Source organism: Prosthecobacter fluviatilis (genome assembly GCF_055388355.1).
The window spans coordinates 767975-794368 of record NZ_AP043782.1 but is presented as its reverse complement, the minus strand read 5'-3'; the positions used below and the strand labels follow the sequence as shown (position 1 = coordinate 794368).

20 protein-coding genes are annotated in these 26394 nt (G+C 62.1%); 8 read left to right on the top strand and 12 right to left on the bottom strand.

Annotated elements, in window-relative coordinates; translation table 11 throughout:
* Positions 1 to 94: 94 nt before the first annotated feature.
* Positions 95 to 2524 (bottom strand): hypothetical protein, encoded by a 2430-nt coding sequence (locus tag ACZ5WW_RS02865; RefSeq protein ID WP_377169881.1) that lies wholly within the window; start codon positions 2522 to 2524, stop codon positions 95 to 97.
* A gap of 97 nt (positions 2525 to 2621) precedes the next feature.
* Between ACZ5WW_RS02865 and ACZ5WW_RS02860 the strand changes: the two genes are divergently transcribed.
* The 3 genes from ACZ5WW_RS02860 to ACZ5WW_RS02850 all read left to right on the top strand — a co-directional run bounded on the left by ACZ5WW_RS02860 (position 2622) and on the right by ACZ5WW_RS02850 (position 5786).
* On the top strand, positions 2622 to 2891 hold the full coding sequence (locus tag ACZ5WW_RS02860; protein ID WP_377169879.1) for a Precorrin-3B methylase: 270 nt from the start codon (positions 2622 to 2624) through the stop codon (positions 2889 to 2891).
* A 99-nt stretch (positions 2892 to 2990) separates the two neighbouring features.
* A complete protein-coding gene (rlmF, locus tag ACZ5WW_RS02855) occupies positions 2991 to 3902 on the top strand; it encodes a 23S rRNA (adenine(1618)-N(6))-methyltransferase RlmF (protein ID WP_377169877.1) in 912 nt (303 codons plus the stop codon).
* 312 nt (positions 3903 to 4214) lie between these two features.
* A complete protein-coding gene (locus ACZ5WW_RS02850; protein WP_377169875.1) occupies positions 4215 to 5786 on the top strand; it encodes a hypothetical protein in 1572 nt (523 codons plus the stop codon).
* Positions 5787 to 5908: 122 nt separating this feature from the next.
* Here the strand turns inward: ACZ5WW_RS02850 and ACZ5WW_RS02845 are convergent, their stop codons facing one another.
* Entirely contained in the window at positions 5909 to 6979 is a 1071-nt protein-coding gene (locus ACZ5WW_RS02845) for a cytochrome-c peroxidase (protein WP_377169873.1), read from the bottom strand.
* 66 nt (positions 6980 to 7045) lie between these two features.
* Between ACZ5WW_RS02845 and ACZ5WW_RS02840 the strand changes: the two genes are divergently transcribed.
* The gene (locus ACZ5WW_RS02840; protein ID WP_377169871.1) at positions 7046 to 7255 is read left to right on the top strand and encodes a hypothetical protein; all 210 of its coding nucleotides are present in this window, start codon (positions 7046 to 7048) and stop codon (positions 7253 to 7255) included.
* 32 nt (positions 7256 to 7287) lie between these two features.
* On the opposite strand, the gene ACZ5WW_RS02835 is transcribed toward ACZ5WW_RS02840, so the two are convergent.
* Positions 7288 to 10452, bottom strand: coding sequence for a fused MFS/spermidine synthase (locus ACZ5WW_RS02835; protein WP_377169869.1), 3165 nt, complete (start codon positions 10450 to 10452; stop codon positions 7288 to 7290).
* A gap of 410 nt (positions 10453 to 10862) precedes the next feature.
* On the opposite strand from ACZ5WW_RS02835, the gene ACZ5WW_RS02830 reads away from it, so the two are divergent.
* Positions 10863 to 11120, top strand: coding sequence for a hypothetical protein (locus ACZ5WW_RS02830; RefSeq protein WP_377169867.1), 258 nt, complete (start codon positions 10863 to 10865; stop codon positions 11118 to 11120).
* An 817-nt stretch (positions 11121 to 11937) separates the two neighbouring features.
* Here ACZ5WW_RS02830 and ACZ5WW_RS02825 read toward each other — a convergent pair.
* From ACZ5WW_RS02825 to ACZ5WW_RS02815, 3 genes are all read right to left on the bottom strand, one after another.
* Complete coding sequence (locus ACZ5WW_RS02825; RefSeq protein ID WP_377169865.1) at positions 11938 to 12216, bottom strand: hypothetical protein; 279 nt, start codon at positions 12214 to 12216, stop codon at positions 11938 to 11940.
* Positions 12217 to 12854: 638 nt separating this feature from the next.
* On the bottom strand, positions 12855 to 13961 hold the full coding sequence (locus ACZ5WW_RS02820; protein ID WP_377169863.1) for a hypothetical protein: 1107 nt from the start codon (positions 13959 to 13961) through the stop codon (positions 12855 to 12857).
* Positions 13962 to 13989: 28 nt separating this feature from the next.
* Entirely contained in the window at positions 13990 to 14709 is a 720-nt protein-coding gene (locus ACZ5WW_RS02815) for a metalloprotease (RefSeq protein WP_377169862.1), read from the bottom strand.
* 355 nt (positions 14710 to 15064) lie between these two features.
* Between ACZ5WW_RS02815 and ACZ5WW_RS02810 the strand changes: the two genes are divergently transcribed.
* From ACZ5WW_RS02810 to ACZ5WW_RS02800, 3 genes are all read left to right on the top strand, one after another.
* Complete coding sequence (locus ACZ5WW_RS02810) at positions 15065 to 19087, top strand: outer membrane protein assembly factor BamB family protein (RefSeq protein WP_377169860.1); 4023 nt, start codon at positions 15065 to 15067, stop codon at positions 19085 to 19087.
* 516 nt (positions 19088 to 19603) lie between these two features.
* Entirely contained in the window at positions 19604 to 20623 is a 1020-nt protein-coding gene (locus ACZ5WW_RS02805; protein ID WP_377169858.1) for a hypothetical protein, read from the top strand.
* Between the two features lie 294 nt (positions 20624 to 20917).
* Positions 20918 to 21715, top strand: a complete 798-nt coding sequence (locus ACZ5WW_RS02800) for a superantigen-like protein SSL4 (protein ID WP_377169856.1) — start codon at positions 20918 to 20920, stop codon at positions 21713 to 21715.
* 81 nt (positions 21716 to 21796) lie between these two features.
* Here the strand turns inward: ACZ5WW_RS02800 and nth are convergent, their stop codons facing one another.
* The 6 genes from nth to ACZ5WW_RS02770 all read right to left on the bottom strand — a co-directional run bounded on the left by nth (position 21797) and on the right by ACZ5WW_RS02770 (position 26257).
* Positions 21797 to 22450 carry an endonuclease III gene (gene nth, locus ACZ5WW_RS02795; protein ID WP_377169854.1) on the bottom strand — a complete coding sequence of 218 codons (654 nt, stop codon included), beginning with the start codon at positions 22448 to 22450 and terminating at the stop codon, positions 21797 to 21799.
* Positions 22451 to 22480: 30 nt separating this feature from the next.
* A complete protein-coding gene (locus tag ACZ5WW_RS02790; RefSeq protein ID WP_377169852.1) occupies positions 22481 to 22960 on the bottom strand; it encodes a 3D domain-containing protein in 480 nt (159 codons plus the stop codon).
* 209 nt (positions 22961 to 23169) lie between these two features.
* The gene (locus ACZ5WW_RS02785; protein WP_377169850.1) at positions 23170 to 23592 is read right to left on the bottom strand and encodes a thioredoxin family protein; all 423 of its coding nucleotides are present in this window, start codon (positions 23590 to 23592) and stop codon (positions 23170 to 23172) included.
* Positions 23593 to 23652: 60 nt separating this feature from the next.
* Complete coding sequence (locus tag ACZ5WW_RS02780; RefSeq protein WP_377169848.1) at positions 23653 to 24354, bottom strand: CDP-alcohol phosphatidyltransferase family protein; 702 nt, start codon at positions 24352 to 24354, stop codon at positions 23653 to 23655.
* 21 nt (positions 24355 to 24375) lie between these two features.
* Positions 24376 to 24864, bottom strand: coding sequence for a hypothetical protein (locus tag ACZ5WW_RS02775; RefSeq protein WP_377169845.1), 489 nt, complete (start codon positions 24862 to 24864; stop codon positions 24376 to 24378).
* Between the two features lie 64 nt (positions 24865 to 24928).
* Positions 24929 to 26257, bottom strand: coding sequence for an MFS transporter (locus ACZ5WW_RS02770; protein WP_377169843.1), 1329 nt, complete (start codon positions 26255 to 26257; stop codon positions 24929 to 24931).
* Positions 26258 to 26394: the final 137 nt, after the last annotated feature.

The window sequence follows — 26394 nt, the reverse complement described above, 5'->3', positions numbered from 1 at the left end:
AAGATGCGCAAAAAGCCGCAAGAAATCCGGATGGGAATGTTCCGCCTCAATCTTCAGTCTCTTGGAAGCTTTTTGCGTTTCTTTGCGGCCCGTCTTACTTCACCGCGCGTGCGCGTACAAAAATGATGCTTGTGGTGTTCATGCCGCCGTCGCGTGCGGGAAGGATGCCGAGGCAGTGATACTGGCCGGGGAGGGCGTCCAAGGTTTCGATCCATTCTTCGAATGCATGCTTCGCACCCGGATAGTCATCCTTTCCACTGGCGAAGATTTGGAGGGTTTCTTCCAGGCCGGGCTCTTTGGGGCGGGCGGTGGAGTGCTGAAGTTTGAAGCCCAGAATGACCGTGCCATTGGCTTTTTCCGTCAGGTGCGCTTCAAGTTGCAGCCCGACCGGGATCATTTGCAGTGCGGTGGGCCGCATGCGGTAGGGAGCCTGACGCGATGGGGGATCGAATTCAGTGGCCGTCCGGTACTCCTCCACGACAGACAATGCGGCGTTGGGGCCGGGCTGCATCCTCAGCAGCGTCTGTGACTGCAGTTTTGCATGACCACTCTTCATGCGTTCTTGGGTGAAGGTGGCAATGTCGGGGCTTTTTACCGCCTGCCACGCCGCAGCATCCTGTGCAGGAATCTCGAATGTCAGAGTTTCGATTTCGACATCGTGTGGCTTGTCCTCAGTCGCGGCAGCACTGGAGTCGAGGTGGCTGAAGAGGAAAATGGTTTCTTGCGCCGGGAAATCCGCGCTGGTCATCACCGCAGGAATCTGGACTGCTGCGAGCAGATGCGTGCCGGGCGTGGTCACGGCCGCCGTGGTGCTCGTCAGGGAGAACTTTCGGAAGCGCGGCTGCCACATGATCGCTTCAGGTACATCCCGGGTGAGCTTCCACTCCGTGCGTGCGGGCGGTGCCAGGTCCTGGATGAAGGCGAGGATTTGCCCGTCCTGCTCCAATCGGGTGCCGACGGGCACATCCTCCCAGGCGGAGGGTATGCTGGGCATTTCTGTGGGGCGGGCATGGAGGCGCGCACTGCTTTGTGCATAGCGGTTGGAATTGTGGGTCGAAAACGCGCTGGTTATGACCCGCCCTTCGCCACGTTTGACGCGGGCCAGCAGATCGCGCAGCAGGGCCTCATCCTGCTGCGGCTGGCGTGACTGGAGCAGGGCATGCGCCGTGCTGGTGTCGAGTGCGATGCCGAGGAAGAGCGAGCGCATCGTCGGTGAATTCGCTGACCAGCCTGTGGTGAAAGGATTGGGTGGCGAAGCAAAGGGATCAGCGGGTGTCGGTGTGGCAGGCTTCTCCACAGGCTTGGGGACGTCGCCTGAGAGCTGCGCCAGTGTGACATCCAGCCAGCGTCCCTTGCGATCGGCACCCCAAACCTGATCCGCAGGCTGCATCATCGCCACGAGTTGCGGGGAAGCGCTGGCGGACAAAGGCACTCCCACAATCTCCTGCTCAAAGCGGTCATACCAGTCCATCCAGCCATGGAGCGCCCTGGTGCCATTGCCTTGCTCATCCCTGGCGCGCAGCCATGAGGTGGGCCAGCGCACGGCCAGTGGTGCACGGGGAGCGCAGAAACTGTGAAAATCTCCCGTGGCATTCACCTTCAACCGCGTGCCCTCCAGCGCTTTTCCAAAGGCGATAGGGACGAGATAGAGCCGGTCCAAGACCTGATCCACTTCCGAGGGCAGCCGCCATTCGGTGCCGGTCTGCAATTCCGTGCTGGCATGGGGAGCCACGGAGAGGGCGGTGCTGGAGACGATGCTGGCGCGCCCGGCGGTCACCGCTTTTTGCAGATGGGCGGCCAGGGCTGTGTCGTCCGGCCTGCTCTGCAGCAGCCATTCGATCATCTCCAGCTCCGGTATGCGGTAAATCGTCTGCTGCATTTCCAGGCTCGAAGCGAGGGGGCTGCCGGCGCTGCCTTTGAAGAAGACGACGATCCGCGTGCTCGCATCGTTTGCGGGGACGAAGTTGGCGATCATGCGCTCCTTCACTCCGACCAGCACCTCTCCCTGCCAGCGCAGGCGTTCGAAACGCGGGGCGGTCACGCTGTGTTTCTCACGCTCGGCTCCCTCCGCCGCATTGGCATAGGAGAACGACTGCGACTGCGGAGGGCTGAGATCATGAATCAGGCTGAGGCTGATGCGGGTGGCATCGGTTTGGTTCTTCGGTGGCTCCTGCTGCAGCCGCACCTCGGTGCCGATGAGCTCCTGCGCGGTCTTGTTTGCCAGGGATTGATCCTTTATGCGGTCAAATTCCCACCGGGTGACAATGTCTCTTTTCTCACCGCTGAGCATGACGGTGGTGCCTTCTTCCTTCACCTCGCCGGTCAGCTCCGCGAGCGTGCGTGCGTGGAGGCGCTCGCGCAGTCCGTCTGGCGTGGTTCCTGCGGCCATCTCATGCTGCCAGTCGCTTTCCTTCACGGCGGTGACCTTGAGCGTGACCTGGACTCCGGGCTCCTGTGCTCTGCATGGGCATGAAGAGACGAACCCGGCCAAAATCAGCATCCGGATCTGCCAGCGTGCATGCATGGCCGCGTTTTACCCGATTCCATGGCGGAAGGGCAATTGAAATTTCCATGTCATTCGCTTTTTCAGGCTTCCGCATGCATCTATGTTTTCCCATCCCATGCCTCCCAAAAAGAACTTCCGCTCCAGGCCGCTCTCCGACTCTTTAGCCATCAAAAACCTGGGCCGTCACATCCGGCAGGCGCGAAGCTACTGGTATGCCCATGCGGAGGGCGCCTTCCGGAGCGAGCGAACGAAGGCGCTGGCGCTTGAACATTCTATGACCGAGGCGGAGCGGGCGAGGGTGCCGTTCATGCTACGGGAGTGGCTGCACTTTCGCAGCAGGAAGGCCTTTGGCCGTGGAAGCAGTCCGACGGGACGTGGACGGTGAGGATCCAATGGCAGCGAAAGGACGCCAAGTTATTCAAAAAATGGGAGATGTTTGTTCCGGTTATTTTTGCGGTTTCTGCGTTTCTTTGTGGCCAACCTCATGAGTGCTTCTGATATGGACAAGGTTCGCAAAGCAGGACTGCACCCGAGCAATCGCTTCAACACGCGCTACGACTTCCCGCAGCTCGTAGCGGGCAGCCCGGCGCTGGGGGCATTTGTGAAGCCGAATGCGCATGGGGATGACAGCATCGACTACGCAGACCCGCTGGCGGTGAAGGCGCTGAATTCGGCGTTGCTGAAGAGTGCCTACGGAGTGGATCATTGGGACATCCCGCCCGGGGCGCTGTGCCCGCCGATTCCTGGGCGCAGCGATTACATCCATCATCTGGCGGATCTGATTGCGCTGCGGCGTGGTGCTGAGGTGCGTGTACTGGACATCGGCATGGGGGCGTGCTGCATTTATCCGCTGATCGGCGCGAGTGAGTATGGCTGGAGCTTTGTGGGGGCGGAGATTGACCCTGCCTCGTGGCGCTGGGCGCGGAAGCTGGTGGCGGCGAATCCGGGTGTGGCGGGCTTGATCGAGTGCCGTTTGCAGAAGCAGGCGCAGCAGTGCTTTCGCGGGATCATCGGGAAAGGCGAGCGCTTTGATCTCACGATGTGCAATCCGCCGTTTCATGCTTCTGCGGCGGAAGCAGCGGCAGGCACGCAGAGGAAGCTGCGCAACCTGGGCGCGAAGAGGACGGGGCTGAACTTTGGCGGCAAGTCCAACGAGCTGTGGTGCGAGGGTGGCGAGCTGGGCTTCATCCGCCGGATGATCGCGGAGAGCGTGGAGTTTTCCGCGCAGTGCGGGTGGTTCACGACGCTGGTGTCGAAGAGCGAGAACCTGGGGCCGCTGGAGAAAACACTGCGCAAGGCGAAGGCTGCGGAGGTACGCATCATCGAGATGGCGCAGGGGCAGAAGAAGAGCCGCGTGCTGGCGTGGCGGTTTGCGGAGGTCAGGCATCCTGCCTGACGGATAGCCTGAGGCGTCCCGCCTCCAGTCTGGGAGGTGGTGGTGGGGATGTGGTCTCAGAACAGCCGGGACGGCTGTCTCCCGCTGACAGGCCGGAGGCCTATCCTCCGGGCGCGTGGCGCTTCTGAAGCGGAGGTCAGGCATCCTGCCTGACAATGGACTGAGGCGTCCCGCCTCCAGTCTGGAAGGTAACGGCGTGCTTTGATCTCAGAACAGCCGGGACGGCTGTCATCCGCTGACAGGCCGGAGGCCTATCCTCCATCCTGCATGCGGGCGCTAGATCGGAGGCTGCCGCTCGTATAGCCTTGTCACATGAAACGTTTCCACGCCTGCCTCTCCCTGCTTCTGTTTGCCTCCGCACTGCATGCCGAAGTGAAGCTCTCCAAGGTCTTCACGCCGCACATGGTGCTGCAGCGTGGCATGGCGGTGCCGGTGTGGGGCACGGCGGCGCCGGGAGAAAAGGTGACGGTCTCCTTTGCTGGTCAGAGCAAGACGGCCACGGCGGATGACAAGGGCGCATGGAGCGTGAAACTGGATGCACTGCAGGCCAGCACCGAGCCGCGCACGCTGACGATCGGAGACAAGAAGATCGAGGACGTGCTGGTGGGCGATGTGTGGGTGGGCTCCGGCCAGTCGAACATGGACATGACGGTGAGCAGCTACACCAAGGACGACCCCGTGCTGGATGCCGCCTCCAAGCAGAGCTACCCGCACCTGCGCCTGCTGCGCAAGGACGCGAACGCGGTGTGGGAGCAATCCACGCCGGAGACAAATGTGAAATTCAGCGCGCTGCTGTTCTCGTTTGGCTTTCCACTGCAAAAGGAGATCGGTGTGCCGGTGGGCCTCATGGTGGGCGCGGTGGGTGGCACGCCTTCCGGCTTCTGGCTGAGCGAGGAGATGTACCGCAGCGATGCCGCCTGCGCTGAGGCGGTGAAGAAGTTTGCCCCGACCTACAAGTATGACGAGCTGCTGGCCAAGTATGCCGTGGACAAGGCGAAGTGGGATGCCGAGTTCGCCGCCTGGAAACTCCAGGCCGAGGCCGACAAGAAGGCGGGCAAAGAGCCTGCCCGCGCACCACGCGCGCCGCAGCCGGTGGGCAAGGCAGGCGAGACGAACTTTGGCAAGGTGGGCGAACTCTTTGAGCGCTTCATCCGCCCGTATGTGGGCTATGGCATCAAGGGAGTGCTGTGGGACCAGGGCGAGAGCCGCACCAACATCGTGGGCGTTGATCAGGTGACGCTCATGGGCGCGCTGATCGGCGGCTGGCGCAAGGCCTGGGGGCAGGGTGACTTCCCCTGGCTGTATGTGGAAAAGCCCAGCGGTGGCGGCTGCGCCTTTGACTATTCACAGCCCATGAATCGTCTGGCCGAGAAGTTTGCGCCGCTGCCCAAGACCATTCCGAACAACCCGGACATGCAGTACTCGCACGTGGTCTTTGAGCAGATCATGAAGTATCCGAACACGCACATGGTCATCAGCAGTGATCTGGGCAATGGCATTCATCCGCCGAACAAGTCCGGCTACGGCGCGCGTGCCGTGCAGGTGGCGCTGGCGGTGGCTTATGAGAAGGGGAATGAATACCTGGGGCCTCAGCTGGCATCCCACTCCATTGCTGGCGGCAAGGTGACGCTGAAGTTCAAGCACAGCGGCAAAGGACTCGCCTTCAAAAACGGCGACAGGCTGCAGGGATTCTCCATCGCCGGAGCCGACAAGAAATTCGTGTGGGCCGATGCCGTGATCGAGGGCGACACCGTGATTGTTTCCAGCAAGGACGTGCCGCAGCCTGCCGCAGTGCGCTATGCATGGAGCAACGCCTTCCAATGGGCGAACCTCTTCAATCTGGACGGACTGCCCGCGCAGCCGTTCCGGACGGATGAGTGGTGAGCAGATCGTATGGCCGCAAAAAGGCGCAAGAAAAGGAATCAAAAAAACAGAGAGAAGAAGGCAGGCTGTCAGGTCAGGCTCATCCTTTTTGTGATTTTTTGCGCACTTTTGCGGCCATCTCTTCAGGGCTTCAATCCACTCGGCAGGCGCTCAGGCGCGGACTGGTCGTAATCATCGCTGTTGAGGGATTCGAGGAAGGCTTTGATCGGCTCATGGTCTTCCGGCAGCATGTTCATATGGCGGAGCAGGGGATCGAGCGGGGGCAGGCTGCTGGTGTCTCCTCCTTCCAGTGTTTCGGCGGCCTGGTCCATGAGGCGGTCGTAGAAGAGCAGGACTTCATCGAGCGTGGTGCTGCCGCCGTGGTGCATGTAGGGCGCGGTGTGCTTCAGATTGCGCAGGGAGGGCGTGCGGAATTCGGTGCGGCGGGTGGCGCTGTCGGTGAGGCCGATGGCGTGCAGCTTGAAGTCGGAGAGCATGGGGCCGTTGTGGCAGAGGGCGCATCCGGCTTTCTGAAAGGCCTGCATGCCCTGCTGCTGCGCGGGCGTGAGAGCGGATTTGTCGCCACGCATGAAGCGGTCAAAAGGGCTGTCGGGTGTGATGAGTGTGCGCTCATACGCGGCGATGGCCTGGGTGACTTTTGCTGCGGTGATCGCGTTTTCGAAAAGCTTCACGTATTCGGGAATGCTTTTGAGGCGTTCGACCATGGCGGGGACGGCCTCGGCTTCACGACAGGCCTCGCCACGCATCTCCTCGCGCTGACGGATGGGTGCGAGCGCCTGGGCTTCGAGACTGCGCACGCGGTTGTCCCAAAACATGGGCGACTGGGCGGGATCGAAAGGCTTGCCGGATTCGATGCCGTTGAAGGCGGCGTTGAGAATCGTGGGCGTGTTGCGCGTGAGCGGCTGAAAGGCCGCGCCTTGCACCAGCCTGCGTGCGGGACCGATGCCGCTGGCATGCACGCCGAGCGGTGTGGGGCGTGCATCCGCCCAGCCATGCTGCGGGCTGTGACAGGTGGCGCAGGCGACATCGCGCGTGGCGGAGAGGATGGGGTCAAAGAACAGCATGCGGCCGAGGGCGATCCTGGCAGGAGTGTCGCCGGGCAGCGCGGCCGAGCGTGGCAGCGCCTCGATCTTGGTGTCCGGCAGCGGTTCAGCCGCAGCCGTCGCAAGGATCACGAGCAGGGTGGAGAGCATGGGGAGGGAACGGGGACAACAAAAACGGTGCGCTGTGGAGATAGACGTTCCAAAGTGGCCTTTGTTATGTCTTGGGGCATCAATTCACAGAAAACACGCTTCGACAGCCTTCCCGAAGAAGTGCAGGAAAGGATTGTGAACGTACTCATGAAGAACCTTGTGCCTGACACTGCAGGCTATGATATCGACGAAGAAACCCTGCAGCACTGGGCGGCCAATCGATCTATTTTAGCCTTTTGGGTCCGCCATAAGCAGATGCGAAAAAAGAAGGATTAAGGTCATCATCCCTCTCTGGTGATCATCTCGCATTAACGTTCCTTGTCCGCAGCTTCATTCAGCGGACGATCCGCATGCCGCAGGAACTCCTGCAAATCGCGCTCGGCTTGCGGTGCGAGCGCATGGGATGCGGCGCGGTAGGTTTTGGCGCGAAACTCCAGGAACTGGCGCTGCCAGGGCGGGTTCGGTTCAAACTCGGAGAGCACTTCGATTTGCTGCGCCGGGGTGAGCAGGGGGATGATCTGGATCAGGGTGTTCAGGCGGCTGGGCTCGGCCAAGCCGCCGGGAAAGGGCTTGTTCAGCACGGCCATGAACTGCGGCACGAGATCACGGTTGTTGGCTGCTAGAGGTGGCACGAGCGAGAGGGCGGTCTGCACGGAGGAGAGCCGCACCCACACCTGCGGGCGCAGGGCTTTGAATCCATCGAGCAGGCGCGCGGCGGCATCGTCGTAGGCTTCGTTTCGGAAGGATAACAACGCGGTGGCAAAGTGGGCATCGGCGGGCCAGTCCTGACGCAGAGTGGCGATGTGGGGCTGCAGTTGTTCCGAAGTGCCGGCCTGTGCAGCGGACTGCAGCAGCATGAGCTGCTCTCCGGGGCTGGAGGGAGTGCCGGTCCAGGCGGAGAGCACGGTGGCGTAGTCGCCTTTGGCAAAGGCGTCGGCGGCTTCGGCCCGGCGCTGGTCGTCGCCGCTGAGAAGGTCCAGCATGTCAAAGCTGGCGCCGTCCGCCGCGAGCATGCGCAGGCGCTCGTAGGTGAGGCGGGTGCGGTCGATCTGAGAGGCGAGGTGCGCGGGCACATCGAGGTCCTGCTCGATCGCCATGGCAAGCACCTGAGTGGTTTCAAAGGTGTTGTCCTTGGAGAGGGCTCGGGCAAAGCCGTACTCCAGCAGGTTGCGGTCGTCGGTGTTGATGGCGGTCGGGCTGGCCTGCAGCAGAGTGCGGGCAAACTCCGGCGTGGCAAGGTGATGGGCCAGCACGCCCTCGACGGAATTCGTGAGCCACACGCGTTTCAGCGCCTCGGCAAAGAGCGGCTGGGCGATGCGTGCGCGAAGCTGCTCCATGGTATATCCGGGTGCTTTCTGGTGCCCGATGAAGAGCAGGTCGTTCGGGCCGGAGATCCAGGTCTCCACATGGGGGAAAACGGAGGTGAGCGTGGCATACACCTGCCGGATGGCCTGGGCGTCCACCTCATACCCCTGCACCCACTGGGCAAAGAGGCCGTGCTCAGTGAGGCGGTTTTTTGCTGCGGTGTAGAACTCCTGAGTGAAGAGGGTTGAAACCCCGGCGCGGTAGGGATTGGACGGCTCGGAGATGACGAGATCGTAGCGGCTTCCTGCGGCCAGCAGGGCCTCGCGGGCGTCTCCGGGAATGAGGCGGACGTTGGCCTTTCCCAGCACATCGCGGTTCACCGGGGCGAAGTGATCGCGGGCGAGGGCGGCCATGCCGGGCTCGAGTTCCACCACATCGACCTGTTTCATACCGGGCACGTCGGCCACCCATCCAGCGGTGGTGCCGGTGCCGAGGCCGACGATGAAGGCGGTGTGCGGCGCGGGGTGCAGCATGGCGGGCACGAGACCCTGCATCACCTGCGTGTCGGCATCGCCAAAGGCGGAGCCGTCGGACTTGCCGTTCACGTAGAGGCAGTAGCCGTCGTCGCTGTCCACGGCGGCCACGCTGGCCTCGCGGCCTTCAAATTCATGCGCTATCTTCCAGCGGCTGGCATGCAGCCAGCCGCGCAGACCGTTGATGGAGGTCGGCAGCGCCTCCACACGGCCATAGCCGATGGGCCTGTGCCGCCAGGCGGCGGTGGGGCCTGTGGGGACAAACATGAGCCAGCCTGCGCTGAGCCAGAGGGCGGCGGTGACAGGCCACGCCCGCTTTGAAATGGAGCGTGCGCCCAGAAGCGCGGCCCCCAGGCTGAGAACCAGCGTCAGCACAAACACCCAGCGCCAGGCCCCGAGCGCGCTGAGCCAGGGCAGCAGGATGAAACCTCCCGCGAGGGAGCCGAGGATGGCGCCGAGGGTGTTCGCCGCATAGGCGTAGCCTGCATGACGGCCCGCATCGCGGCTGCCGCTGCCCAGCAGGCCCACCAGCAGCGGGAACTGCACACCTGCGAGGATGGACGGCCCGAGCACGAGCAGGCTGGCGATCAAAGCCCAGCCCGCGATCTGTCCGGAGAGGCCATGTGAGCGAAGCTGGTTTGCCTCAATGGCGAAGACGGCGATGCGGTCTCCCAGCGCCCAGGGGAGCGCCAGAAACAGCGCCTGCCATGCCGCCACACGAGAGAGCGCCGTCAGCGTGACCGCGCCCGCGCGCGATGCCCACAGCGTGCGGTACATCAGGCCGCCCAGGCCGATACCAGCAAGTGCCAGGGCGAGGATCAGGCCAAAGCCATAGACCGAGCTTCCCAGCAGCGGGGCCAGGATGCGGAACCAGACGAGCTCGCTGAGGAAGAAGGTGAAGCCGGTGATGCCTGCGGCGGCATAGAGGAAGCGACGCGTGAGCGCGCCCGGAGAGCCCTGTTTTCCATCCGCCTTCCAGTCTTTCTCCTTTTCCGCCGCCTCCTGAACACCACGGGCGGCATACCACGCCATGCCACCAATGAGCAGGTTCACACCTGCCGCCACCATGACGGTGGTACGGATGCCCCAGAGCTCCAGCAGCCAGAAGGTGCTGAGCAGCACACCCGCGAGCGCGCCGAGGGTGTTCACGCCATACAGCACGCCCAGGCTGCCACGCTGCGCATCCTGGTCTGTCTCCACCCACTTGAAGGCCGCAGGCAGGCTCCCGCCCATGAGCAGGCAGGGCGGGGCGAGCACCACGGTGGCGAGAATCAATTGCAGCAGCGTGGCCGGCACCACGCCCAGCGCGGCGATGCCGCCGGTGCTCAGGTACAGCCAGCGCACCAGCGCAAGCAGCAGCGGCGTGAGCAGCGCGGCGACGCCGACACCCAGCTCGATCAACGCATACAGCCGCAGCGGATTCGCGGAGGCCTCCGCCCTGCGGCCAAACAGCGCACTGCCCGCGCCCATGGCCCCCATGAAGATCGCCAGCACCGCCGCTGTGGCCGGTGTGGCCCCGCCAAACACCAGCCGAAACTCCCGCAGCCACGCCATCTGGTAGATGAGCGCGCAGGCCCCGGAAAGCGCCAGCAGGCAGGCGAGGAAGGGGAGGCGGGGGGAGGTTGGGAAGGGCATCGGCATGCTATCAAGACGCACGAAGTCTCAGGTGTCCAGTCTCTCTCTACCGAGCAGCTTATGAGTTCGCACAGGTTGGCAGGGGCTGTGATTGTCGGGAGACGCTCGAAAACAGCAGCTTCGCTATCGTGCTCCAAATGAACTCCGCAGGGGGCGGGGGAACGCCCCGGGCTCTGAGACGCAGGATCAACTTCTGCGCTGCAGTTCAGCCCTTAGTTGATCGACTTCCTTTTTCAGCGCGGAGATTTGCGTGGAGGCTGTCATGCTAAAAATGAAGCCCATCATACCGAACATGAAACCCATCATTCCGAATACATCCATGGCTATGTTTTTCCTTTCAAGGGGCTGGCAGTAAAGTAAGCCAGCACGAAAGTACGGGCTGATCCACTTTAGGCCCAAATGGGGCGATCATGCCAAGAAAAAACGGCTCATTTCATCAGAGTGGCCCGCTGATCGCGTCACTCGCGCCGGAGCTTCTTGGAAGCATTCGTATTGCTGATCAACTGCTCTTTGGCGGGATCAAAGACCAGAGCGCTGCGGGTGCGGGCGGTGATGTTGACGAGGTGGCAGCGGAAGGTGTTTCGGCAGTTTCGGCAGTTTCGGCAGTTTCGGCAGTTTTGGCGGTGCTTTTTAAAAGAGGGAGCTTTTCTCGAGAAGGGAGGTTTTGAGGGTTTAGCTGGTTTTGCTGGTTCGTTTTAAAAGGGGGAGCTTTTCTCGTGGGGAGGTTTCGGGGGTTTTGCTGGTCCTTTTTGAAAGGGGGAGATATTCAGGAGCATCGAGAGAAAGGTGGCCCGAAAGGGGAAGGGGAATGTCATGGCAGGAGGAGGCAAAACGTCGGCCCAAGGTTTTGGCTCCAGGGAGGTCTGTCAGTTTTGTCAGTGCATTCTTGGAGGGGTGAGTGTTGTAAAAGGGGGGGCAGGAAAGGGGTGGTGTTAAATGTAACGATATAGTTTCTACTGGTATTATGATGCTGTGACTGCTTTGAAAGCAGGTCTGCGTTACCTTCATGGATGACGCTCCGGCCGTAGGTCGGTCGTGTTTGGCGTCCAAAGGGTGCCATCCACCCGTGCCCCCTCCGCCAAACCGCCCGACTTCGAGGACGCTCGCACGCCTTGGTGTTTGCCGTACGCTGATGGACGGGCGGGCTTCGCCACACCCATCCTACGACATCTGCTTTCATGGCAGCCAGTGGCGGGAGGAGGAAGGAATGCGCAGAGGATTTCACCTGTCCTGCACATTCTGAGATGGAGCTTCCTGGCTGGCCAGCAGCAGCAGCCTTCTCAAGGCTGACTCATGATGGGATGGCGGGTCAGGGGGATTATCCTGTCTTTCAGGAGTACTTCCTGAGGATACGAGAGAGATCTTCCTTTCATCTTTCCATGGCATCCTACCACAAAACAATATCCTGGTCCCTTAGGCATCCAAATTCTCTCTGCCCGCCCCTTCTCCATCTGTCTGAGTGTCTGCGAAAACAACGACCCCCTTTTAAAATCCACTGCCAAAACTGACAAAACCCCTGCCGCTGGGTTCCTCCTGGGAGATGGAAAAGAGCCTCCCCCTTTCAAAAAGGACCAGCAAAACCAGCAAAACCCCCGAAACCTCCCCACGAGAAAAGCTCCCCCTTTTAAAACGAACCAGCAAAACCAGCAAAACCCTCAAAACATCCGGCTTCACCTGCTTTACAGAGAAAGGCCTCCTTTTAAAAGGAACTGCCAAAACCGCCGAAACCGCCAATACCCCCATGGGGTGGCGCGCGGTCGTCATAGGCAACCTTTCAAAACGAACCGCCAAAACCTCCGAAACTCGGTCGATGGAGAGGATGAGCGCTCAGCCTCGGAAAGCACCGCCAGGGAAACGAAGATCAAAAAAAAGGGGCAGGCTCATCGGCCAAAATTGTCGTAGTGCTTGGCCCCGTAGCGTTTCAATGCCCGCAGAGGAACACGCATACTTGCGGCATGAAGGGGGCGCTCCGCAGTTCCACAGGAACTGCGCTACCTGGCGCTCCCGCGCTAGGCGGAGCCAGCGTAGCCTTGTTCCTGCGGAACAAGGAAAGCCTCCGCCGTGTCCAAGATCGCCAAAGCAGGCATGCGTTTGCCGTTGCGCGAGTGCCAACTGCCGTCCTGGCCCAGGGAGGCCTATCCTTCGACGGGAGTAGGGGCATGGAGGTTAGGCCTCCGGCCTGACCGGGGCCTGAGGCGTCCCGCCTCCAGCTTCCACCCAGCGGGATCGATCACCATGGGCTGGAAGGACAGGCCGGAGGCACTGTCTCCCATGGACAGCCGGGACGGCTATCCTCCGTCAGAAGATAAGATGCCAGTCAGGCCACAACGTCCAACATGCTTGGGCCGGGGACAATTCAGTCAGATACAGCCCTCAATCTACCGGATCGGATCTCCCGCCCCCTACTTCTGATAAATCGGCAGGAAGTGATGATGCACACTCAGGCTCAGCAATGCGAGGGATGTGGCATACACCGCGCCGGCGCTCTTTTCGTTGCCATTGCGCGGGTACCAGCTGCCGTCCTGGCCCTGGGCGGCGATGAGGGTCTGCTCGGTCTTCTGGCGCGCGGTGGCGGCGTGGTCGCCGCCGCGCTGGTACATGCCCTGGGCGTAGTAGTAGCAGCCGTAGAAGAACCAGGGCTCATTGATCTCGGGGGGGGACTTCATGAGCCAGTTGGCAGAGCCCACCACCTCCAGCGCGTCGTACTGGCCGCATACCTGGAGGGAGAGCAGTCCGGCGGCGGTGGTGGAGAAGGTCTGGCGGCCGCCGTAGGGCTCGTAGCTGAAGGCGGCGCTGTCGCTCTTCGGGTTGCCATTGGAGTCGCGCTCCACGCGGTAACTGCGCTTGATGTAGGAGACGGCGCTGTCGATCGCGCCCTTGGGCACGTCAAATCCGGCGTTCTTGGCGGCACGCAGGGCCATCACCTGCCACACGCTCACGGAGATGTCGCTGTCGCTGGAGCTGGGCTCATAGCGCCAGCCGCCGCGGTTGGCCTCGCTCTTGGGCACCTGCTGGGAGCGGATGATGAGCTGGATGGCGCCCTCCAGCTGCTTGTGCAGGCGTTTGTCCGTGGCCTCGTCCGGCGCGTGGCCGATCATCTCGGCCATCATCAGAGACATGATGCCGTGGCCGTACATGCGCGAGCGGTCGCTGCGGCCGAGGTAGCCGTTTTCATCGGGCTCCACGCCTTCCACCACGTAACGCAGGGCGCGGCCGCAGGCCTGGCCCTCGGGGGTGGGATCGTCCGGCATGTGGCCCACGGAGGCCAGCCCCATGAGGGCGAGCGAGGTCATGGCCGCGCTGTGGGAGGGGAGGTCGCCGCGCTTGGGCCTGGCGTCGGATTTTTCGTCCACGATCAAGCCCGCCGACTTCTGCTGCCGGATCAGCCAGGCCACGGCCTTGTCCACGGCGGCCTTCACCTGGGGGGAGATGAGCTCGGGCTTGGGAGACTGGGCGGCGGCGAGGGTGGCCGCCGCGAAAAGGATCAAAAGTGTTCGGGAGAGGAGCATCAGGGGACAAAAACAGTCCAATGCACTCTCAACGCGCGTTCATCCAAGGAATTTGCGGCTCATTCTGCAACTCCTTCCAATTATTCCAGGCCAGCATGCCAAAGAGCAGCAGGGTGAAAAGGCCGCTGCCCACGCGGATGCCGGCATCGATGTCCAGCAAGCTGAGGACGGTATTCTGCAGACGCAGCCAGAGATCGCCGATGACGGAGAGCAGTGCCAGGCACACGGCGCAGACGATGCTGATGGTCAGGGCCTGCCGCTTCTTGCGAGGGCCGAGCCAGGCCTGGCAGAGGTGGCCGCCATCGAGAGGCAGCACGGGCATCAGATTGAGCAATGCCCAGAAAATGCTGACGACGGTGAAGGCATCCAGCATCTGGTGCAGCCAGGGCGAGGGCGGCGGCCAGAGGGTGATGGACCAGCCCACGGCCAGACCGGCAAGGATCTCCAGCCCCGGACCGGCGGCGCTGACGAGGAAATCCTCCTGCCGTGTGCGCGGCCTGCTGCCGATGGCCAGCCCGCCAAAGGCGTAGAGGACGATGCCCACGCGCCTGTCGCCGTAGTTTCGCATGGCCATGGCATGACCCAGCTCATGGATCAGCACAGAGAGCAGCACGGCCACCACCCAGGCGAGCACTGAACGAAAGCCCTCAGGTGTGTCGGCGCTGAAGGCTCCGCCCATGAGCGCGGTGTTGAGCCAGAACATCCAGTGGATCTGGACGGGGAAGCCGAAGAGGGTGAAGCGGAGCATGAGGGGGAAAAAGAACCCGCATCATGCCGGGACGGCATGTGCGGTGTCAATGAGGCTTTTTGGAATATGGCTCAAGTGAGGGTAAGCCGACACTGAGTCGAAAAGAGCACCCGTCGCATGCGCGTGCCACGCAGCCCCGGAGCGCGGACTTTAGTCCGCAGCAGGTCGCAAACACGAAGCAGGAGATGCGTGTCTGCGTGGCGCAAGCACGTTGGTTCCCGGTGTGGAGAGCGCCGCTGTTAAATAAGAGTTCTGCGGGCGGCGGAGAGCTGCGGAATGAATTCCGCGCTCCTGTCCTGAAAAACACCGGAAACATCCGCCTTGCGGGCATCGTTACGCGCTGTCACTCAACCGCATGAAACGCTTTTTCACCTGCCTCCTGCTTTCCTCCCCACTCCTGGCTGATGATGCCGCCGACCTGCTCTCCCAATCGGGCGTGAAGGGCGGGATCATCGTCCATGTGGGCTGCGGGGATGGCAAAACCACGCAGGCGCTGCGGGCCAGCGAGCGCTACCAAGTGCAGGGCCTCACGCAGGATGCAGCGGCGCTGCCGGGGATTCGCGAGTCGATTCATCAGACGGGCAAGTACGGCCCCGTGGCGGTGGATTCCTGGGATGGGAAGCACCTCCCTTACATCGAGAATTACGTGAACCTGCTGGTGGTGGAAGACGCCGCTGCGGTGGACAAGGCGGAGATCGACCGCGTGCTCACGCCGCTGGGCGTGGCGATGGTGCGCAAGGCGGGCGGCGGCTGGGAGAAGATCGTGAAGCCCTGGCCGAAGGGCATGGATGAGTGGACGCACTATGCGTATGACTCGAAGGGCAATCCCACCTCCAAGGACATGCTCACCGGGCCGCCCAGCCGCATGCAGTGGGTGGGAAATCCACGCTGGAGCCGCCACCATGACCGCATGTCGTCCGTGAGCGCGGAGGTCAGCGCGGGCGGGCGTCTGTATTACATCATGGACGAGGGCAGCCGCATCTCCATCCTGATGCCGGCCAAGTTTGCGCTGATCGCGCGCGATGCCTTCAACGGCACCATTCTGTGGAAAAAGTCGATCCCGCAGTGGAGCACGCATCTGTGGCCGCTGAAGTCCGGCCCCACGCAGCTCACGAGGCGTCTCGCAGCGATTGGGGACAAGGTGTATGTGACGCTCGGTATCTCCGATCCCATCACCTGCCTCGATGGCGCGACGGGCGAGGTGATCCGCGAGTATCCGCAGACCAAGGGCGCGGAAGAGCTGCTGTATCGGAATGGAACTCTCTATGCCTTGGTGAATCCCGAGGCGTGGCGGCTGAACGAAGAGTTTGCCGTGAAGCAGCAGAGCGACCAGAAGCGCGTGGAGACGGAGTTCAACTGGGATGGCAAGACGCGGCACCTCATGGCGCTGGACGCCGAGAGCGGCAAGACGCTGTGGAAAGTGGACGACAAGGTGGGGCCCATCACCCTGGCGTTGGATGACAAGCGCATGGTGTACTACAACGGCGATGGCCTCACCAGCCGCGATGTGAAGACGGGCGCGGTGCTCTTTGCCGATGTGCCGGAGGCGCGCCGCAAGCTCTATGAGTTCAACTTTGCCCCTCGTGTGGTGCTCAACAATGACGTGATCCTGTATGCCGGTGGCGATGGATTGATGAAGGGCATCAACGCGGACACGGGCAAGGAGCTGTGGTCTTCCTCGCACGAGAAGAGCGGCTACCGCAGCATGGAAGATGTCATTGTGGCCCAGGGGCTGGTGTGGAATGCGGGCACCACGCAGGGAAACCAGACCGGTGAGTACACGGGTCGCGATCCGCTGACGGGCGAGGTGAAGAAGAAGTTCTACCCCGACGTGCCGCAGGGCACCTACTGGTTCCACCATCGCTGCTACATGGCGAAGGCCACGGAGAAGTTCATCATCCCGTCCCGCACCGGAATCGAGTATGTGGACATGGAGAAGCAGCACTGGGACCTGAACCACTGGGTGCGCGGCGCCTGCCTCTATGGCGTGCTGCCCTGCAACGGCCTCACGTATGCCGGTCCGCACAACTGCGCCTGCTACCCCGAGGCCAAGCTGGACGGCATGGCCGCCATGGCCTCCGCGCCGCGCTATCCCATGCCGCCGCACACGGCGGACAGCGCGCGTTTGACCAAAGGCCCCGCCTACGCCGAGCCCATCGAGGAAAAGCCCGCCGATGCCAAGGACTGGCCGACGTATCGCTCTGACAATGCGCGTAGCGGCTACTCCAATCAGGATCTGAAGAAGGACCTCGGCATGGCCTGGGAGGTGAAGCTCACGCCACCGCTGAGCACGACGACCAGCGCCGCCGGGCTGACCTTTGTCTCCGAAGTGGACAAGCACACGCTGCACGCCTTTGACTCCGCCACAGGCAAGGAGGCCTGGCATTTCATCGCCGGTGGTCGCATGGACTCACCGCCCACCTACTGGCAGGGCCGCGTGTATGTCGGTGGCAACGACGGCAACGTTTACTGCCTGCGTGCCAAGGACGGCGCGCTGGTGTGGAAGTTCCAAGGCGCACCCGTCATGCTGAGCCACGGCGCGTGGGAGATGATGGAGAGCGTGTGGCCCGTGCACGGCAGCGTGCTGGTGGAAAACGGCCTCGTCAGCTTCGTCTCCGGCCACTCCTGTTTCCTGGATGGCGGCCTGTGGTTCTACCGTGTGGACGCCAAGACCGGCGAGATGAAGGTGAAGGTGAACTACGATGACCGCGATCCTGACACCGGCGGCGATTTGAACGACCGCCACAAGACCCTGCAGATGCCGGTCGCTTTGAACGACATCCTCAGCAGCGACGGCAAGTGGACCTTCCTGCGCACGCAGAAGATCGGGGCCGATGGCAAGCGTGTGGAAGTGGGCCCTGTGAGCGGAGATTTCGACAAGCAGGGCGGCGCGCACAAAGGCGAAGGGCAGCACCTCTTTGCACCGATGGGCTTCCTCGACGACTCGAACTTCCACCGCAGCTACTGGGTCTATGGCAAGAGCTTCGCCGGTGGTCACGGTGGTTACTTCCAGGCAGGCAAGTATGCGCCTGCGGGCCGCATTCTGGTGCACGATGACAAGAACGTGTACTCCTACGGCCGCGAGGCGCAGTACTACAAGTGGACGACCACGATGGAGTACACCCTCTTTGCCACCCCCAAAGCGCCACCGGAGGAGGCCTACGACACCGAGTCCGCCACCACCGAGCGCAAAGGCAACAGCGTCGTGCTGGATGAGAAGGGCGTGCCGCTGGCCGTGCAGCCCAAAGGTGAAACGCAGGTGGGCCACAGCGAGACTCTGAAGGCGCAGGCCGAGGCCAAAAAGAAAGGCAAGGGCAAAGGCGGCGAGGCCAAGGGCAATGCCAAAGGCGGAGCCAAGGCCAAGAACGCACCCATCCCCGGCAGCGTGCAGTTCCCCGATACGCCGGTGCTTGATCCCAAGGAGACCGCCATCACCGTGGAGGCCTGGGTACTGCCAGACAAGCCCAGCGGCACGATCATCAATCACGGCGGCCCGCGCCTCGGTGTGGGGCTCGACTTCCATGATCGCAAGCCGCAGTTCCACATCCGCGATGACAGCAAGGTCAGCACCATTGTCTCCGCCGAGGCCTTTGGCGACGGCTGGCACCACATCGCAGGCGTGCTGGCGGCAGACAAGAAGATGACCCTCTATATAGACGGCAAGCTGGTGGCCGAAGGCACCGCCGGAAACCTCATCTCCGCCAAGCCCGCCAATCCTCTGATCGTGGGCAATGGCAACGGCGTGGCTGAGGAGAGCGCCGGAGCCTACAGCGGCCTGCTGGACCAGCTGGCCATCTACCACAAGGCCCTCACCGCCGCCGAGGTGCAGCGCCGCTTTGAAGAGCCGGACGCCAAACCCGCCGACGCCGTCCTGGTGTGCAACTTTGACAACGGCGACTCCCGCGACAGCTCCGGCAATGAAGCCCACGGCGTGGGCGCAGGCGTGGAGTCAGGGAAAGGAAAGGTGGGCGGCGCGCTTTGGTTCAAGGGCGATGCCGCAGGCGGTGGCAAAGGGGGCAAAAACAGCGGCAGCTTTGTGAAGCACACCTGGGATCGCTTTGTGCCCATCGTGGCCCGCAGCATGGCGCTGGCCGGCAAGACCGTGCTGGTGAGCGGCGCACCGGACACCATTGATGAAGAGTACGCCTTTGAACGCCTCGCCGCCAAAGACCCCGCCATCCTGCAGGAGCTCAAAGAGCAGGACGAAGCGCTGGAAGGCAAGCGCGGTGCCAAGATGTGGGCCGTGAACACCGAGACCGGCGAGCAAAGCGCCGGACTGGAGCTGACCAGCCCCGCCGTGTGGGATGGCATCACTGTGGCGCAGGGCCGTGTGTATGTGAGCACGATGGATGGGCGGCTGCAGTGCTTTGGGAAGTGAGTGTGTGATGGAAATGCCTAATGAGTAAATCCGAATGCCGAAATAATGCCGAATGCCGAAGCGCTCTCCGGAACGTAGGTTGGGTGTGTTTGGCGCATTCCGATTCCTGAGCCTCATGCAAACCTCTCCGCCAAACCGCCCGACCCCCAGGACGTTCGTACGCCATGGTGTTAGCAGCGCGCTGATGGACGGGCGGGCTGTCGCCACACCCATCCTACGAGTCATGCAGCACGCCAGCCGTAGGTTGGGTGTGTTTGGCGCGCAGGATGTTCTTCATCACACAAACACCTCTCCGCCAAACCGCCCGACCACCAGGACGCACGTACGCCGTGGTGCTTGCAGCACGCTGATGGACGGGCGGGCTGTCGCCACACCCATCCTACGACCACGCGCCACGCGCCGGGCCACTGGTCTCGATTCGACCATAGACGCCATCATTCGCCATTCGATCCTCGTCATTATTTAGTCATTCGGATTTACTCATTAGTCATTTGCCCAGAGCACTTCCACGAACACATGCGTCTTGCTACTTTCCTCATCGCCCTCGGCACCAGCGCCGCCTGCGCCTGCACCATCCCGGTGTTCCGCTTTGCGCTGGACCGCTGGGAGGCGGACAAGTTTCATCTCGTCATGCCTGCGGCGGTTTCGCAGACACCGGAGGTGCAGGACCTGCTGCGCCCGTTGAGGGCCAATGGCAAGGCGAACCTCGACTTCGCCACCGCCAAGGACCCCGCACTGAAAGACACCGTGCTGCGCTACTCCCGGGGCGATGACGAAAAGCAGGTGTGGTCCGGCAAGCTGGACGCCTCCAGCCTCGCCGCCGTGCTGGACTCTCCCGCGCGCCAGAAGATCGTGCAGCAGCTCCTGGCGGGCGACTCCGTCATCTGGGTCATCGCCGACAGCGGCTCGCCGCTGGACACCGCCGAAGCCGAGCGCGTGGAGAAGCGGCTCAAATTCCTCGAACAGGTCGCCTCACTGCCCATCCAGGACCCCAACGACCCAGACAGCCAGCTCGGCCCCGGCCCGCCCCTGCGGCTGAAGTTTGCCAGCCTCCGCCTGCGACGAGACGACCCCGCCGAGGCCCTGCTGCTGCGCATGATCGCCGGGCCCAAGGCCACCTTTGATCCCGCCACCACCAGCTTTGCCGGTGCGGTGTTTGGCCGTGGCCGGGTGCTCGGTGCCTGGCCGCTGGAGATTCTGGATGATGCCTCGCTGGAGGACGCCTGCATGTTTCTCGTGGGCCGCTGCGGCTGCCGTCTCAAAAACGAAAGCCCCGGCTGGGACATCCTGCTCAATGTGGACTGGGAGAAGGCTTTGCCTGCTGCTGCAACGAGCGATCCCAAATCAGCACCAACGGTTGCGGCCATCCCCGCGCAGCCGCCAGAGCTCCGCTCAATGATCGTCCCTGCGGCCGTTCCTGAATTGCTGACTATCAATCCAGAAGAGCCAGTCAAAGGCTCCAAAGGAGTGCTGATTGCTGGCTTGGCGGCGGGACTGGCGCTGCTGGTCTTGATACCGCGTTGGCTGAGGAAATAAAGACCGGGCAGGAGGCAGCGTCGGAGGTCCATTTGGCAGGTCCTCATGCCGGGATGTGGCCAGTCTTAGGTCGCGCTTTTCCATTCAGTGAGGAAATCCAAGTTCTCTCTAGTGACTGGAAATCTCAAAACTGAAAAAAAGATTTGCCGAATCCATTGGTTTGAGAGATTATTTAACTTATCTAAATAATCAATAGATGCCCCACTTCTCATGAAAAGGATCTCAGTTTACGCTTTCTGTGTCGGCGTGGCCCTTTGCCAAACTGCTGTGGGTCAACCCTCTGGATATGGAGTCATGGGGATTCCACCGCCTCCTCCAGGCTATGGGACGACGCCTGCGGGCTACAGCCCGCCACCGCCGAGTGTCCCTGCTTATCCTAATTCACTGCCGCCATCTTCCATCTCGTCCAATGTGACGGCACCACCGCCCTACGTGGACCCTTATGCCTCTGCCCCCCCGCCTGGGCAGGTGTCTTCCTACACGCCGCAGGGAGTGAGCAATTACAGTTCTCCGCCTGCCAGCGCAGCCAACTATGGGGCGCGCCCAGGGTCTAACATGGTGAATTTCAACAATTTGGAAGCCTACTACCGCTACGTGGCTCCCAAGGCCAACAACCTTTCCGGAGCCAACACCATTGGAGGCACCTTGACGGTGGCCCTGTTCAATCCGCTGTACCTCAAGTTTGGTGCCTCCTGGGGCAGTGGCGGCGGTGGCAGTGTCACGGGGGTGACAAAGGGAAACTATGACTTTGCCAGCATTCAGGCCGGCGTCGGGTTTCATACCTCTTTGATCAATGAAAAGCTGACGTTTGTGGCTGAGGCCGGTCTGGTGTATGCCAGCCTGAAGGCCCAGGATACCACCGTGAGCTTCAGCGACGGCTCCATCTATGTCCGTCCTGCCTTGCGCTTTACCCCGATGGACTGGCTCGAACTGCAGGCTGGCGTGACGGTGAGCAGCGCGGACAAGTATGACAGCAAGATGGTGGATTTGTCCTCCTACTTCCGCGTGCTGCCGATGTTTGACGTCGGTGTCGGCGGAGATTTTGGCAATACCACCCGCGCCTTCCGCACCAGCCTGCGTCTGCGCTGGTAGTCTGACGGGGAATGAACTGTTCATTCCCCGGGAAGATGTCACAGAGCCACGAAACAAGCTCTCGACCTGCAAGCGACTGGCTCAGGCCTTCTTGGTGCTGACTGGATTCCGGCGCTTGGCGTAGCAGGTGCGGCAAATCTCGCAGACGGTGCCGTCACAGCCGCGGGCGGTGCAAAACTCCCTGCCGTAAAAGATGATCTGCAGGTGCAGCTTGTTCCAGGATTCTTCGGGAAACAGGCGCTTCAGATCGCGCTCTGTCTGAATCACGGACCTCCCATCGGTCAGGCCCCAGCGCTGGGCCAGCCGGTGGATGTGAGTGTCCACCGGAAAGGAGGGGATGCCAAAGGCCTGCGCCATCACGACCTGGGCGGTTTTGTGCCCCACACCGGGGAGCCTCTCCAGCGCCTCCAGGGAGGCGGGCACCTGGCTTTGATGCTCATCCACGAGAATTCGGGAGAGCTCTTTGATGGCCTTGGCTTTCTGGGGGCCCAGGCCGCAGGGGCGGACGATGGCTTCGATCTGATCGAGCGGGGCGGCGGCCAGTGCGGCTGGCGTGCTGCCGAGGCGAAACAGGGCGGGCGTCACCTGATTGACCCTGATGTCCGTGCACTGGGCGGAAAGCAGGACGGCCACCAGAAGGGTGAAGGCATCCGTATGGTCCAGCGGGACTGGAGGGGCGGGGTACAGCTGCCCCAGACGATTCCGGACGTAGTCCGCACGCTCCTGTTTGGTCACTGAAGTAGATCGGTGAGGGGAGGATGGGGCCTATGAACTGCTTTCGATACGAGCAACCATGCGGCGGATGTGTTCGTAGCCGGTGCGCTGTTTCATGATGGACAGGCTCTTGGAGAAGGAACCCCATTTCAGAACACGGATGTTTACATTGCGGACGCCCCAGGCGTTCATGGTGGCCTTGTCTGGCTTGTATAGGTCGATGGTGTTGGTGCCTACCAAGGCGGAACCGTAATCGTCCACCTGATACACGTACGGCAGCCCCTCGATCTGGAAAATGGTGCCCACGGGATACACGGACCAGTCGGCGGCGGCACTGCGGACGTTGCCATAGCGAAGCTGGGTTCCCACTGCTGTCTTTGCGCCGTAAACAATGTGGTCCGACTCGCCATGGGTGTAGGCGGTTGTACGGACTGAGGTGATGCGGGTGCTGTGCTTAAAGATGCCTGAGGAAGAGCATGAGGCCAAAAGACAGGCGCAAAGGATGGGGAGCAGGCGGATGTAGTGGCGCATTGTTATTAGCAATATGCTGATTATTAACTTTCCTTTTACACCTCTTATTGTGGGGTAAATCGAGTTTGAAATCAATCTTTGATTTTCACGTCACTTTTGACGATGCGCCGCCCCCTCTCTGAGGGAGGTGGCCAGGGGGCGCTGGAGATGGCTGCCAGTGCGGGGGAATCTTGCCGGGCTGGAGGTCAGGTGCCGCTCTGCGTATGTGCTCACTCGGTCTTCTTCAGGACTCTTTGGAGCTTTTTGGCAAAGTCCTTGGGCGGAGTGACGTCCTTGAGGTCATCCAGCGTGGTCTTGCCCGCAGCATCGAGGAAAAAGAGGTGGGGAATGGTGTCCACCTTGAAGCCTTCTGCGAGTTTGCCGTTCGTTTCGTCGTCGATGTCCAGATAGGCCCAGTTAAACTTGTCCTGCAGAGGCTGGACCTCGCTGCTGGGATAGACGTTTTTGACCATTTGCTGGCAGGGGCCGCACCAGGAGGCGGAAAAGACCAGGATGATGGGCTTGCCGTTTTCTTTGGCGGCTTTGAGCACGCCCGCATAGGTGGTGGAAAACTTCGGGCTGCCTTTGGGGAAGTCTGCGGCGTGGAGGCTGAGTGAAAAGAGGGCGGCTAGCAGGAGGAAGGCATGTTTCATGGGGCAGGGAAGGGACGCACGAGGTGGAGGAAATATTTCAACGGCCGAAAGCCGGGCACCTCAGACGGAGGGCTTTTCCCCGGCCCTGAGCGCCTGGGCCAGCAGGGCTAGCCGCTGCCAGCAGGTCCAGAGCCCGCCAAAGAAGATCAGGGACAGCGCCGTTAGGATGCCCCAGCGCTCCCAGCCCATGAGGTGCTGGGTCAGCTCGATCAGGGTGCCGCCGCACAGCACGGCCATGCGGTGCTGCTTGGCCATGGGGCCTTGGAAGTCGTGTTTGCCCGTCAGGGAGGCTCCGAGTACGCGGATGTAGGCTGTCCAGACAGACACCACCGCACAGCACCAGCCCATGGGTATGACGTGGAAGAGCTTTACCACCCCTGGATCTCCCGCGCCACTGTAGCCCGCCCCCACCATGATGAGCACATCCGCCACGCGGTCCGGGGCGTCATTGAAAATCGCGCCCACAGCCGAGCCCTTGCCACCCTCCACGGCCACCATGCCGTCCATGAGATTGCACAGCAGCCGGAGCTGGATGCAGGCCAGGGCTCCCAGCCAGACGCCAAGAATGCCCGCCGTGCTGCTCTGGTCTCCGGCCACCATGAAGCAGGCCATGGCACCGCCGGCAAAGAGCACGCTCAGCACCGAGATGGCATTGGGGCTCACCCCGGAGCGCACCAGCCATCCGGCCAGCGCATGCGCCCAGCGCGTGTCGCGGGATTTCAGGCTGCGGCGCGAGGCCAGATGTTCTTCAGGCACACTCATCGGCAGGCGCGGTGCGCAGGCTCAGCGTGCGGTTGACTTCCAACTCACCACCCGACCGTTGACGAAGTCGGCTGTGCCAGCGGTGTAGGGAATGTAGGTCACTGAAGTGCCGCTGCCCCACATGGGGTAGCCGCCATAGCCATAGGGGCCGAAACCACCAAAGCCGGGGTATCCGAAGCCGCCATAACCAAAGCCACCGTAGCCAAAGCCCATGCCCATGTTCATGGAGCGAACAGGGCGCTGGCCTTCATAGGTCCAGTTTTCGCTTTCCTTGCCACGATTGATCCCGACGGAGACACTGTCCGGCCGGCCCCAGGCGAGAAACACCGCATCCCGCGTCATGCCTTCACGGATCAGTCCATGGCTCACAAGTTCGCGGTCTTTGCTGCTCAATTTGGAAAACATTTGCGGGTTTTTCTCGATGCGAGTCCTGGGGGTTGAGGAGCATTGCACGAAAAAGGTGGTGACGATCACAGCCAGACAGAGGCGGATGAAAAAGGACGTTTTCATGGTTGGAGAAGTGTGCTGCCAGTGAAGAGATTTGTCGAATATTCTTAATGACGTTGAATGCTGGCTAATTGTTCAATACGATTCTTTTGGCTGGCTGAAAAACACGCAGCAGCATCCAGCCACCCGCCAAGATCAGTGTCCCTGCAAACCACCAGGGCCAGAGCTTGAGAGACTCCGCAAAGACGCGCGGGTCGTCCGCGCTGAGGTGCAGCCGTCCGCCCACCCAGGCCGTCTGCCAGCCAAAGAGCAGCGTCAGGGTGCCGTAGGCCAGATTGATCGTCAGTCCGCGGAAGCTCAGCGCCGTGGCGCGCTGCTCGGAGTCCACAATCTCATTGAGATAATGGGAGAGGAAGAACTGCAGGAAGCGCATGCTCAGGAAGAGCGGCATGACCATGGCGATGCCCGCCCAGCCTGCCATGGGGTGAGCCGCCGCCATCAGGCCGCCAAACACCGCGAGCCCCAGCCAGAGGAAGTTCTGCCGCACATTCATGACGCGGGTGCTTTTTTCCATCAGGCCGGCCGTCACGAGTCCGAGCAGGGACACTGCGGTGCCGATCACGCCATACCAGCCTTCCTCGATCCCGACAAGACGGTAGAAATTGCTCGCCACGGTCAGAAACAGACGGATCACGCTGTCGAAGACCAGTCCGAAAACGATCAGGGCAAAGGCCGCCTTGGTGCGCCAGATCCAGCCGCCGGTGTGCAAGATGGAGGCCCACGCCTCCCGCATGCTCTGGAGCATCGGGGCCTTGGGCGCAGGCGTGCGCGCCTCCGTCATCCTGAGCGTCACCATCAGGCAGATCACGGCAGTGCCCAGGCAGAGCAGCAGCGGCAGCTTCATCGTCGTGGTCTTGGCCACCGCCACATCCAGGCCCAGGAACTGCAGCGCGCCTGCCACGCTGTGCGCATCATACAGCACCGATCCCACAATGGATGACACCACAAAGCCCAGCGCCATGCCGCGGGAAAGCCGCGCCATGATCTGCGGCCACAGCGTGCTGCGCTCCGCCTCCGGCAGGGAGTCGTAGGCCAGAGCCTCGTCCGCACCGCTGGCGCAGGCCTCGGCCGCGCCGCTGAGCACTCGATTGATGACAAAAAGCCAAAGCACGAGGTCATGGTGCCCCGGCTGCATCAGGCAGAGCATCGTCATCTCCAGAACCATCAGCACGCCTGCCGCCACCACCAGCGGCCTGCGGCCAAAGCGGTCTGCCAGCGCGCCGGACGGCACCTCCAGCACCACGCTGGTGAGCGCCCAGACCACATTCAGCGCCGCGAATTCGCCGATGCTCAGCCCCAGGTCGAGAAACAGGATGGTGAAGACCGGGTAGTAAAAGCGACAGTTGAAGAGGATGCGAAACCAGACAAAGAGGCGCGCGTTGGAATGCAGGGGCATGTCTCTCCCTACGCTTCAGACAGGCACAGGGGCAACGCAAAGCCTCAGGTTCTGATACACCCAATGCGGAGTGGTCAGCACACCCCGGGTGAGACATGCGCGTCTGCTGATTCCCAAACGCACCTCGCGAGTGCTGG